Annotated in this window: 9 protein-coding genes; 7 read left to right on the top strand and 2 right to left on the bottom strand. The window is 62.2% G+C overall.

The annotated features are described in order from the left end of the window. The first annotated feature begins 280 nt into the window (after positions 1–280). From AC0IXA_RS21290 to AC0IXA_RS21275, 4 genes are all read left to right on the top strand, one after another. Positions 281–1,630, top strand: a complete 1,350-nt coding sequence (locus AC0IXA_RS21290; RefSeq protein WP_460154314.1) for a GntP family permease — start codon at positions 281–283, stop codon at positions 1,628–1,630. Between the two features lie 16 nt (positions 1,631–1,646). Next, a complete protein-coding gene (locus tag AC0IXA_RS21285) occupies positions 1,647–2,507 on the top strand; it encodes a MurR/RpiR family transcriptional regulator (RefSeq protein WP_341639028.1) in 861 nt (286 codons plus the stop codon). A gap of 1 nt (position 2,508) precedes the next feature. After that, positions 2,509–3,966 carry an N-acyl-D-amino-acid deacylase family protein gene (locus tag AC0IXA_RS21280; protein WP_471814457.1) on the top strand — a complete coding sequence of 486 codons (1,458 nt, stop codon included), beginning with the start codon at positions 2,509–2,511 and terminating at the stop codon, positions 3,964–3,966. A gap of 176 nt (positions 3,967–4,142) precedes the next feature. After that, on the top strand, positions 4,143–4,511 hold the full coding sequence (locus AC0IXA_RS21275; RefSeq protein ID WP_137215556.1) for a glyoxalase superfamily protein: 369 nt from the start codon (positions 4,143–4,145) through the stop codon (positions 4,509–4,511). Positions 4,512–4,762: 251 nt separating this feature from the next. On the opposite strand, the gene AC0IXA_RS21270 is transcribed toward AC0IXA_RS21275, so the two are convergent. Both AC0IXA_RS21270 and gliR read right to left on the bottom strand, forming a co-directional pair. Continuing rightward, positions 4,763–5,128, bottom strand: coding sequence for a DUF6124 family protein (locus AC0IXA_RS21270; RefSeq protein ID WP_122699388.1), 366 nt, complete (start codon positions 5,126–5,128; stop codon positions 4,763–4,765). 479 nt (positions 5,129–5,607) lie between these two features. Next, entirely contained in the window at positions 5,608–6,624 is a 1,017-nt protein-coding gene (gliR, locus tag AC0IXA_RS21265; RefSeq protein ID WP_471814456.1) for an AraC family transcriptional regulator GliR, read from the bottom strand. Positions 6,625–6,812: 188 nt separating this feature from the next. Here gliR and AC0IXA_RS21260 point away from each other — a divergent pair, with 188 nt between their 5' ends. The 3 genes from AC0IXA_RS21260 to AC0IXA_RS21250 are packed head-to-tail and all read left to right on the top strand — an operon-like array spanning position 6,813 to position 11,556. After that, positions 6,813–8,417, top strand: coding sequence for an FAD-binding oxidoreductase (locus AC0IXA_RS21260; RefSeq protein WP_471814455.1), 1,605 nt, complete (start codon positions 6,813–6,815; stop codon positions 8,415–8,417). Next, on the top strand, positions 8,414–10,009 hold the full coding sequence (locus tag AC0IXA_RS21255; RefSeq protein WP_471814454.1) for a glycerol-3-phosphate dehydrogenase/oxidase: 1,596 nt from the start codon (positions 8,414–8,416) through the stop codon (positions 10,007–10,009). Before AC0IXA_RS21260 ends, AC0IXA_RS21255 begins: the two co-directional genes overlap by 4 nt. Next, entirely contained in the window at positions 10,006–11,556 is a 1,551-nt protein-coding gene (locus AC0IXA_RS21250; protein WP_471814453.1) for an FGGY-family carbohydrate kinase, read from the top strand. The genes AC0IXA_RS21255 and AC0IXA_RS21250 overlap by 4 nt, the downstream gene beginning before the upstream one ends. The last annotated feature ends 580 nt before the right edge of the window (positions 11,557–12,136 follow it).

Below are 12,136 nucleotides of genomic sequence, written 5' to 3'. Positions count from 1 at the left end.
TGGGAGCGAGCCTGCTCGCGAAAGCGGTGGGTCAGTCAATGCAGATGTTGAATGTGAAGCCGTCTTCGCGAGCAGGCTCGCTCCCACAGAGTTGCGTGGTGATCGGGAAAGCCATGAAAATCCAGACCCGCAATTTTCATTAATCACGACACGCCATACCCATCAGCGACACACCTTGTCTCTCCACGAAAATTATTTTCATGTGGTTTGAAATCTCGATCTCGAAATGATTTATGAGTTTCACAACCCATTCGAACGTGACCCTTTCGAGGAGTACCGCATGACGCCTTCCTTCGGCTATTGGCTGCTGGTCTACGCCGCCGTGGCCATCATTGCGCTGATCGTGTTGATCGCCCGTTACCGGCTCAATCCGTTCATTGTCATCACCCTGATCTCCCTGGGCCTGGCGCTGGTGGCCGGGATGCCGCCGTCGGCGGTGGTCGGTGCGTATGAGGCCGGCGTCGGCAAGACGCTGGGGCATATTGCGCTGGTGGTGGCGTTGGGAACGATGCTCGGCAAGATGATGGCCGAGTCCGGTGGGGCCGAGCAGATGGCGCGCACGCTGATCGAGCGATTCGGCGAGAAGAACGCGCATTGGGCGATGGTCTGCATCGCGTTTCTGGTCGGCTTGCCGCTGTTCTTTGAAGTCGGTTTCGTCTTGCTGGTGCCAATCGCTTTCACCGTGGCGCGCCGCGTCGGCGTGTCGATTCTGATGGTCGGGCTGCCGATGGTGGCCGGCCTTTCGGTGGTGCATGCGCTGGTGCCACCGCACCCGGCGGCGATGCTCGCGGTGCAGGCCTATCAGGCCTCGGTCGGGCAGACCTTGCTGTACGCGATTGCGATCGGCATTCCGACCGCAATCATCGCCGGCCCGCTGTACGCGAAATTCATCGTGCCGCGCATTCAATTGCCGGCGGACAACCCGCTGGAAAAGCAATTTCTCGACCGCGAACCGCGCGACAAACTGCCGGGTTTCGGCATTACGATGGCGACCATTTTGCTGCCGGTGGTGCTGATGTTGATCGGCGGCTGGGCCAACCTGATTTCCACCCCCGGCAGCGCGTTCAACCAGTTTCTGCTGTTCATCGGCAATTCGGTGATCGCGCTGTTGCTGGCGACTTTGCTGAGCTTCTGGACGCTAGGGATTGCCCAAGGTTTCAACCGCGAATCGATCCTCAAGTTCACCAACGAATGCCTCGCGCCCACCGCCAGCATCACCTTGCTGGTCGGCGCGGGCGGCGGCTTGAACCGGATTCTGGTGGATGCCGGCGTCACCGATCAGATCGTCAGCCTTGCCCATGAATTTCATTTGTCGCCACTGATCATGGGCTGGTTGTTCGCTGCGCTGATGCGCGTTGCCACTGGCTCGGCCACCGTGGCGATGACCACCGCATCAGGCGTTGTCGCGCCGGTGGCCATCGGTCTGGGTTATCCACATCCTGAGCTTTTGGTGCTGGCGACCGGCGCCGGCTCGGTTATCTTTTCCCACGTCAACGACGGCGGCTTCTGGTTGATCAAGGAATACTTCAACATGACGGTCGCGCAGACGTTCAAGACCTGGACCGTGCTCGAGACGCTGATTTCGCTGGTCGCTTTCGCGCTGACCGTCGGCCTTTCCTACCTGCTGTAACCGGAGCCCGCCGCCCATGGACATCCTCTACCAGATCCGCGCCCGCCAGGATTCCTTCAGTGCCGGCGAGGGGCGCATTGCGCGGTTGATGCTCGACGATGTCGGCTTTGCCGCCAGCGCCAGCCTCGAAGACCTCGCGCAACGCGCCGAGGTCAGCACCGCCACGCTGTCGCGCTTTGCCCGCACAGTCGGCTGCCGTGACCTGCGCGATCTGCGTCTGCAACTGGCCCAGGCCAGCGGCGTTGGCAGTCGGTTTCTCGACCCGGCGGGCACGCCTGAGCAGTCGGCGTTCTACGGGCAGATCGTCGGCGACATCGAAACCACGCTGCGCCAGCATCTGGCCGGTTTCGATGAATCGCGCTTCGCCGACGCAGTGAAGTTGCTCAGTCAGGCGCGGATGATTCACGCGTTCGGCATGGGCGGTTGCTCGACCCTGTGCAGCGATGAATTGCAGGTGCGCCTGGTGCGCCTCGGTTACCCGATTGCGGTGTGTCATGACGCGGTGATGATGCGCGTCACCGCCGCCAGTTTGAACGCCGAGCAAGTGCTGATCGCCTGCTCGCTGACCGGCATCACCCCGGAGCTTTTGGAAACCGTGGAGCTGGCACGCAACTACGGCGCGCGCATCCTCGCCATCACTCGCGCCGACTCACCGCTGGCCGAACTGGCCGACGTCGTGCTGCCGCTGCAAGGCGCGGAAACCTCGTTCATCTACAAACCGACGGCGGCGCGCTACGGCATGCTGCTGGCCATCGACGTGCTCGCCACGGAGCTGGCGCTGGCCAGCCCTGAAGACAATCAAGAACGTCTGCGGCGAATCAAACTCGCCCTCGACGAATACCGTGGCGGCGACGATCACCTGCCGCTGGGAGACTGACATGCAGTACGACACGCTCATCCGCAACGCTCTGCTCATCGACGGCAGCAACACGCCGGGCTACCGCGCCGACGTGGCGATTCTCAATGGTCGCATCGAGCGTATCGGCGATCTGCCTGACGCCCGCGCCACCGAAGAAATCGACGCCGCCGGCCGCGTGCTGGCGCCGGGTTTCATCGACGTGCATACCCACGACGACACCGTGGTCATCCGCCAACCCGAGATGCTGCCCAAGCTCAGCCAGGGCGTGACCACGGTGATTGTCGGCAACTGCGGCATCAGCGCTTCGCCGGTCACTTTGAAAAGCGATCCACCCGATCCGATGAACCTGCTCGGCAGCGCAGCGGCGTTCGTCTATCCGCGCTTCAGCGACTACCGCGCCGCCGTCGAAGCGGCCAACACCACGTTGAACGTTGCGGCACTGGTCGGCCACACCGCGCTGCGCAGCAATCACCTCGAGGATTTGTTCCGCACTGCAACGCCCGGCGAAATCACTGCCATGCGCGAGCAACTGCGCGACAGTCTCGAGGCTGGCGCGTTGGGTTTATCCACAGGCCTGGCCTACGCCAGCGCCTTCAACGCGTCCACCGATGAGGTCATGCAACTGACCGAAGAACTGACGGCGTTCGGCGCGGTGTACACCACCCATTTGCGCAGCGAATTCGCCCCGGTGCTGGAGGCGATGGACGAAGCATTTCAAATCGGCCGCCACGCGCAATCGCCGGTGATCATTTCTCACCTCAAATGCGCCGGCGTCGGTAACTGGGGACGCAGTCCGCAATTGCTCGCAGCGCTGGAAGAGGCAGCGAAAACCCATCCGGTCGGCTGCGATTGCTATCCCTATGCGGCGAGTTCCTCGACGCTGGATTTGAAGCAAGTCACCGATGCCCATCGCATCACCATCACCTGGTCGACGCCGCACCCGGAAGTCAGCGGGCGCGACCTGATCGACATCGCTGGCGAATGGAAACTGTCGCTGGAAGAAACCGCGAAACGTCTGCAACCGGCCGGGGCGGTGTACTACGGCATGGACGAGGCCGATGTCAGAAGAATCCTCGCCCATCCGCTGTCGATGGTCGGTTCTGACGGACTGCCCGAAGACCCGTTCCCGCATCCGCGCCTGTGGGGCGCTTTCCCACGGGTGCTCGGCCATTTCAGTCGCGACGTTGGCCTGTTTCCGCTGCACACCGCCGTGCACAAGATGACCGGCCTGTCGGCGGCGCGTTTTGGCTTGCAGGAAAGGGGCGAGATTCGTGAAGGACATTGGGCGGATCTGGTGTTGTTCGATCCGGCGACCGTGCGCGATGTGGCCGATTTCAACGATCCGCAGCGGGCGGCGCAGGGGATTGACGGGGTTTGGGTCAACGGCGTGTTGAGTTATCGCGATGGACAGGCGAGTGGGGGCAGGGCAGGTCGGTTTCTGGCACGTGAAGGTGATTTGCGCGAAGGATTTGATTGATGGTGATGACGCCAAAAGATCGCAGCCTTCGGCAGCTCCTACAGGTGTACACCCGGCTGCAATCTTTTGATTTTCTGTGGTGATGGCACATTGCAATTAAAGAAAGCCATCCACAAGCCGATTTGCTGACATCCTCCCCGTCTACACTGTGGGGCCAATCAGTCAGGGAGCACCCCATGAGCTTCGGCAAAACCACCCCGGTCCTGCGGATCTTCGATGAGGCCAAGGCTGTCGAGTTCTACGTCGATTTTCTCGGTTTCAAGATCGACTGGCAGCACCGCTTCGAAGCGAATTTTCCGCTGTATCTGCAGGTGTCACGGGGCGAGTGTGTGCTGCATCTGTCCGAGCATCACGGCGATGCCTGCCCGGGTTCGGCGCTGCGTATCGAGACCGATGAGCTGGAGGCGTTTCAGCAGCAGCTGATGGCCAAGGATTACACGTTCTCGCATCCGCAGATTCAGGCGATGCCTTGGGGCAGCCAGGACATGACCATTGCCGATCCGTTTGGCAATCGGTTGGTGTTTACCAATGCGATCAGTCTTTGATCTGCATGCCTGAGATCAAAAGCCCCTCACCCTAGCCCTCTCCCGGGGGGAGAGGGGACCGACCGAGTTGACCGCGCTTCAAACGTCGACCTGAACGGCCGAGTCGAATATGGATTCACAGCGGTCATTTCTGGTCGGCGTAATTCGTGAGCATCGCACGGTCGGCTCCCTCTCCCTGGGGAGAGGGCTGGGGTGAGGGCAACCCCTGACACCCCACAAAAACCAGCCCACACCAAATCCCGCAAAAGTCCTCAATCAGTCGGCACCAACCGATCCAGCACCCGATTCACCGCCATCTCCGCGACCATCACAATCTGCGCAATGCCCTGCAACGTCTTGCGCTGCGAGCCGTTCACCAGCCCCGCCTGATCGTTGAGCATCACCGTCGCCGACCCCAACGTTTCGCAGGCATCTGCCAATAGCGATTCGTTGTCAGCCTCGGGATTGGCCATGTACAGCGTGTTGGACTTGTAGGGCGGGGCCATGAATTCGGCGCTGGATGGGCCGAGGTAATGGTCGAGGGCGCGGTCGGCGGCTTCGTGGAATTTCTTTGAGTCGGCGGATTCGTAGGGAGATGCCGGGTCTGTGGGGGGCGGGTTTGGGGTTACTTTGAACATGAATGCTTGCCTCTTATGAAGCTGCATCCGTTTCGCCGCTAAGCAAAGGGAGGCAGCTGTGCGCAAGTTAGCGGACCGGTAAGCATTCAACCCGGTGCATCCGAAGATGCCATGCGCACAGCCACCATCGAGTGCAGGCGTGAGCCTGACCGGATTGGACTTGTACAACCGGAATGCTGTCCGAGCCGCTAAGCTCGATCACTGAGAAATCAGTGACGGAATCAAGTTAACGGCAGGCCCCAAGGCGCACAAGCCGGCGGATTCTGGCGCAGGCGTAGGCAGCGGCGCAAGGAATTGTGGGTGGTTTCGCGGAATGCCGTGTCGCTTTAAACAGTTGTGCCAAGACGTGTTTAATCGGTGTGGCGAATGACGCCTTCGCGAGCAGGCTCGCTCCCACAGGGGATCTGCGGTGAACTCGGAAATGCAGACAACCGAGAACTACTGTGGGAGCGAGCCTGCTCGCGAAGAGGTCATCAGCATCACCGCCGATTCCGCAGCCGAAACTCCCCCGGCGGCATCCCGCGCCAGCTCTTGAAGGTGCGATGAAACGAGCGCGGTTCGGTAAAGCCCAGATACTGCGCAATGTCCTGAATCGGCAACGTGCTATTAAGCAAATAATGCTCCGCCAACTCCTGACGCAGCTCATCGAGAATCTGCTGATACGACGTCCCGACCTGCTGCAACTGCCGCTGCAACGTGCGCACCGAGATGCTGAGCTGCTCCGCCACTTGCTCCTTGCGCGGCAAGCCCTCCTTGAGCAAACCCCGCAGGATGTTTTTCACCTGCTCCCCGAGCGACGCATCCTCCAGCGTCGCCAGCAAGCCCATCGCATGTTCTTCCAGAGTTCGCAGCAACTGCGCATCGGCCTGCCGCAGCGGCAACTGCAAATAATCCAGCGGCACCACCAGCGCCGAATACGCCTGATCGAACCGCACCGGGCAACCAAAAAACGCTTCGTATTCGGCCTGCGTCACCTCATCCGGCCGCGCATGCTCCAGCCATACGCAGGCCGGCGACAGCTGCGTGTCGGCGATCCAGCGCGCGTAGTGCAGCCACGAACCGAGCACGTTTTCCACCAGATGCCGACGAATCCGTGGCCGCTGGTAACGGCAGGTCCAGATCAGATGCACGTGCTCGCCCTGCACCTCGGCGCGGCTGACGCCCATGTCGCCGACCAGTTTTTCGAACGGCATGATCCGGCTCATCGCATCGCCCAACGTCGCGCAGTTCATGGTGATGTAACCGAGCACGCTCCAAGAATTGGGCAGGACGAAATTCGCCGCATGCAGCCCGAACAACCCATCGCCCGAGTGCTCGCAGAAATAATCCAGCAAGCGCTCGTGAACCTCACCCGGCAGGCGCAAGGTGTTGTCGCTCAACTGCTGCGCCTGCAACCCGGCCGCCGCCAATGCAGGCTCGATGGCCAGGCCCAACTGTTCGGCATGGCGCAGGTATTTGAGCAGCGGCGGAACGGAAGTGAAGCCGAGCGATGGCATGGTCGCGGTCCTTTGATCGACGGCGCGTGAGCGAATGAATGCCGCAAGGTAAGTGGATTGCCCGGCGAAAGTAAATGCCCGGACGTTTGGCGCCATTCGCTACAGGTTCTGGCCGGATGCGACCGTGACAGATCTCCAGCGCTGACTAGTATGCAAGCTTGATCCAACGGCAGAAAAAGGACACACGCATGCGACGCTGGAACGGCTGGGGAGAGGCAGGCACGGTGGTCGAACTGCCGGCCCAGGGCACGACATTTCTCCACGAACGCTTGGGCGCTGGCCACGCGTTGCCCGATGCGACGTTGGCAGCGGCGTTGGCGCAAGTGCCGACCTCGCGCCTGGTGCCGCACCGCTTGTACAGCATCGATACTCACGATCGCCTGCTGCACGCGCGCGGCCAGAGCCTGCCGGATTGGCTGGCGCTGCGCGAAGGCGCGTTGGGCACGTATCCCGATGCCGTGGCGTTTCCCGAAACCGCCGAGCAGATCCGCCAATTGCTCGCGCTCGCCGATGATCAGGATCTGTGCCTGATTCCCTATGGCGGCGGCACGTCGGTGGCCGGGCACATCAATCCGCCAAACTCCGCGCGCCCGGTGCTGACGGTGTCGCTGGCGCGAATGAATCGCCTGACCGATCTCGACGAACAGAGCCTGTTGGCGACATTCGGCCCCGGCGCCAGCGGGCCGCAAGTGGAAAGCCAGTTGCGCGCACGCGGCTACACGCTGGGGCATTTTCCGCAGTCGTGGGAGCTGTCGACCCTAGGCGGTTGGGTGGCCAGTCGTTCCAGTGGCCAGCAGTCGTTGCGCTATGGTCGGATCGAGCAATTGTTCGCCGGCGGCACTCTGGAAACCTTCGCCGGGCCTCTGCAGATTCCGACGTTTCCGGCGTCGGCCGCCGGCCCGGATCTGCGTGAAATGGTGCTCGGTTGCGAAGGCCGTTTCGGGATCATTTCCGAAGTCAAAGTGCGGGTCAGTGCGTTGCCGGCGGACGAACGTTTCTACGGTGTGTTCCTGCCCGACTGGCCGCAGGCATTGCAGGCGATCCGGCAACTGGCGCAGGCGCGCGTACCGCTGTCGATGCTGCGCCTGTCCAACGCGGTGGAAACCGAAACGCAACTGGCGCTGGCCGGCCATCCGCAGCAGATCGCCTGGCTGGAAAAGTACCTCAAGCTGCGCGGTGCCGGCGCCGGCAAATGCCTGCTGACCTTCGGTGTGACCGGCAATCGCCAGCAAAACGCACTGTCGCTGAAACACGCGCGCCAGCATCTGAAAGCCTTCGGCGGCGTATTCACCGGTACCCTGCTGGGCAAGAAGTGGGCGCGGAACCGCTTCCGCTTTCCCTACCTGCGCGAGAACCTGTGGAACGCCGGTTACGTGGTCGACACCCTCGAAACCGCCACCGACTGGAGCAACGTCGATCACTTGCTCAGCCTGATCGAAAACAGCCTGCGCGACGCCTTGGCCGCCGAGGGCGAACGGGTGCATGTGTTCACTCATCTCTCGCACGTTTACGGTGAGGGCTCGAGCATTTACACCACCTACGTGTTTCGCCCGGCAGCGGACTATGCCGCGACGCTGGCGCGCTGGCGGATGCTCAAACACGCGGCCAGCCAAACCATCGTCGACAACCACGGCACCATCAGCCATCAGCATGGCGTCGGCAAGGATCATGCGCCGTATCTGCTACGGGAAAAAGGCCCGCTGGCGATACAGACGTTGCAGGCGCTGAGCGAACATTTCGACCCGGAGAAGCGCCTCAACCCGGGCACGCTGTTGCCAGAGTCGCGGCCATGACGGCGAACTGGAGCGCGCAGTGGCGCGAGCAGATTCTGCCGACGCTGGCGGATGATATCTGGGACCTGATCGTCATCGGCGGCGGCATCAGCGGCGCCGGAATCGTCCGCGAAGCCGCGCGCCGGGGCTGGCGCTGTCTGCTGCTGGAACAGCGCGATTTTGCCTGGGGCACCTCCAGCCGATCATCGAAAATGGTCCATGGCGGTTTGCGTTACATCGCCAAGGGCCAGTGGCGCCTGACCCGCGATTCGGTGCGCGAGCGTCAGCGCCTGCTCGACGAAGCGCCGGGGCTGGTCGAGCCGATGAGTTTCATGATGCCGCACTATCGCGGCGGCTTTCCCGGGCCGCGCGTCATGGGCGGCCTGCTCTCGGTTTACGACGCGCTGGCGGGGCGGCGCAACCATGCTTTTCATGACGCCGAGCAACTGCGCTTTCTCGCCCCGGGGGTGAAGGAAAAAGGTTTGCTCGGCGGCAGCTGTTTTGTCGATGCACTGACCGATGATGCGCGGCTGGTCATGCGCGTACTGCGCGAGGCTCGGGCCGATGGCGCGGTGGTGCTCAATAGTGTGCGCGTCACGCAACTGCTGCGTGAAGGCGGGCGGGTGTGCGGGGTTCAGGTGGAAGATGGCGAGGGCGGGGCGACGCTGCAATTGCGCTCCGCTGTGTTGGCCGTTGCCACCGGCGCATGGGCCGAACGGCTGCGTCCGACTGAGGCACCACGGCAATTACGACCGTTGCGCGGCAGTCATCTGTTGCTGCCGGGCTGGCGTTTGCCAGTGGCGCAGGCGTTCACTTTTCTGCATCAGCGCGATCGGCGCCCGGTGTTCGTGTTTCAGTGGGAAGGCGCGACGGTGGTCGGCACCACGGACCTCGATCACCGCGAAGACCTCGACCACAGCGCACGCATTTCCAGCGAAGAGCTCGACTATCTGCTCGCCGCTTGCCAGCAGCAATTTCCCGGCGCCGAAGTGAGCGTCGACGATGTGCTGTCGACCTGGTCAGGCGTGCGTCCGGTGGTGGGCAGCGCGGCGGGTGCGCAGCAGGGCAAACCGTCCAACGAGACCCGCGAACATGTGCTGTGGCAGGAGCCCGGTTGCGTGACTTTGGCCGGCGGCAAACTGACCACATTTCGCCCGCAAGCGATCGAAGTGCTCAAGGCTTGTGCGGTGATGCTTGGGCGTTCCTTTGTCGATGACGGCGCGCCGGTGTTCGCCGCTGTGCCGCCGCTGACGATTGCGGGACTGGGTGGCAATCAATGGCGACGCTTGGCCGGACGTCACGGTCGAGACCTGCCGAGGCTGGCGCAATTGCTCGGCGAAGTCGGTCTGGAAACGGTTGGCGCCACCGATACGTTGTGGGCAGAGCTGGCGTTTGCCTGCGAGGCGGAAATGATTCTGCACCTGGATGATTTGCTGCTGCGCCGCACCCGTTTGGGCCTGTTGCTGCCGCGCGGTGGCGAGGACTATCTGCCTGCGATTCGCACGCTCTGCCAGCCACGATTGGCCTGGGACGATGAGCGCTGGCTAGCGGAAATCCAGCGTTATCGATTGTTGTGGCTGCGCGATCACGGCCTGCCGGAGATCACGCCATGAAATACCTGTTAGCGATCGACAACGGCACCCAGAGCGTGCGCGCGTTGCTCTTCGATCTGCAGGGCAATCTGCTCGGCAAAGGCAAAGTCGACTTGCAGGCGTACTACTCGACGCAACCCGGTTGGGCCGAGCAGGATCCGGAATATTACTGGGCGAAACTCGGCGAGGCCTGCCAGCAACTCTGGCAGCAGACCGGCATCGACCGTGCGCAGATTGCCGGCGTGTCCCTGACCACCCAGCGCGGCACGGTGATCAATGTCGATGCCGAGGGCAAACCGCTACGCCCGGCGATTGTCTGGCTCGATCAACGTCAGGCTGAGGTCGAGGGCGGCATCAAAGGGCCGTGGGGCTGGCTGCTCAAACTGGTCGGCGCCAAGGCAACGGTGGATTACTTTCGCGCCCAGGCCGAAGCCAACTGGATCGCTCGGCATCAACCCGGGGTGTGGGCGGCGACCGACAAGTTTCTGCTGCTCTCGGGCTTTCTGACTCATCGCCTGTGCGGGCGCTTCGTCGATTCGGTCGGCTGCTGCGTCGGTTATCTGCCCTTCGATTTCAAACGGCTGAAGTGGGCGGCGCCGCGCGACTGGAAATGGCAGGCACTGGCGGTGCGCCCCGAGCAGTTGCCAACCTTGCATAAACCCGGCGAAACCCTCGGCTACATCACGGCCGAAGCCGCGCGCCACACCGGCATTCCCGAAGGTCTGCCGCTGATTGCCGCCGGCGCCGACAAGGCCTGCGAAGTGATCGGCTCCGGCGTGGTCGATGCCAGCACCGTGTGCCTGTCCTACGGCACCACCGCGACCATCACCAGCACACGCTCACGCTACCTGGAAATCGTCCCGCTGATCCCGCCATATCCCTCGGCCGTGCCTGATCAGTACAACTGCGAAGTGATGATCTATCGCGGCTATTGGATGGTCAGCTGGTTCAAGAACGAATTCGGCCTGCGCGAGATGCAACAGGCAAAAGAACAGGGCATCGAACCGGAGCAACTGTTCGACGCGCTGGTCAACGCGGTGCCGCCGGGTTCGATGGGCCTGATGCTGCAACCCTACTGGTCACCGGGTATCCGCGAACCGGGCGTGGAAGCCAAAGGCGCGATGATCGGCTTCGGCGACGTACACACTCGCGCGCACATCTACCGGGCCATTCTCGAAGGCTTGGCCTACGCGCTGCGCCAGGGCATGGAGAATATCGAGCGACGCTCAAAAGTCTCGATCAAACGCCTGCGCGTCGCCGGCGGCGGCTCGCAAAGCGACGCCGCCATGCAACTGACCGCCAACATCTTCGGCCTGCCGGCAGAGCGCCCGCATGTGTATGAAGCGTCCGGGTTGGGGGCGGCGATTTGCTGCGCGGTGGGGTTGGGGTTGCACAGGGATTTTCCATCGGCCATTGCGGCGATGACACGGGTTGGAGCTGTCTTCACACCGCAGCCTGAGGCGCAGAAGGTTTATGAGCAGTTGTACAGAGAGGTGTATTTGCGCATGTATCGCCAGCTCAAACCGCTGTACCAAAGCATCCGCAAAATCACCGGGTATCCCCAATAGTCCTGACACCCTAGACCCCTGTGGGAGCGAGCCTGCTCGCGAAGGCGGAGTTTCAGTCAATGATGATGTGAATGATCCACCGCTTTCGCGAGCAGGCTCGCTCCCACAGGGATTTTGCTGTGCGCTCAAAATCCGGTGAGTCACACAAATCCAAATGTGGGAGCAGCTTGCTCGCGAATGCGCACTGTCAGGCAACGTCGATTTGATTGACCCACCGCCATCGCGGGCAAGCCCGCTCCCACAGGGGTATTGCGGTGTGCTCAAAATCCAGCGAGCCACACAAATCCAATGTGGGAGCGAGCCTGCTCGCGAAGGCGCAGTGTCAGGCAATGTTGATTTGACTGACCCACCGCCATCGCGGGCAAGCCCGCTCCCACAGGGATTTTCGGTGAGCTCAAAATCCAGCGAGCCACACAAATCCAAAGGTGGGAGCGAGCCTGCTCGCGAAGGCGCAGTGTCAGGCAACTTTGATTTGATTGACCCCCCGCCATCGCGGGCAAGCTCGCTCCCACAGGGATTTTCGGTGAGCTCAAAATCCAGCGAGCCACACAAATCCAAAGGTGGGAGCGAGCCTGCTCGC

This window comes from Pseudomonas sp. AC083, assembly GCF_979253165.1.
Note: the sequence above shows the minus strand (reverse complement) of the source record. Positions and strands in the feature narration are given on the sequence as shown.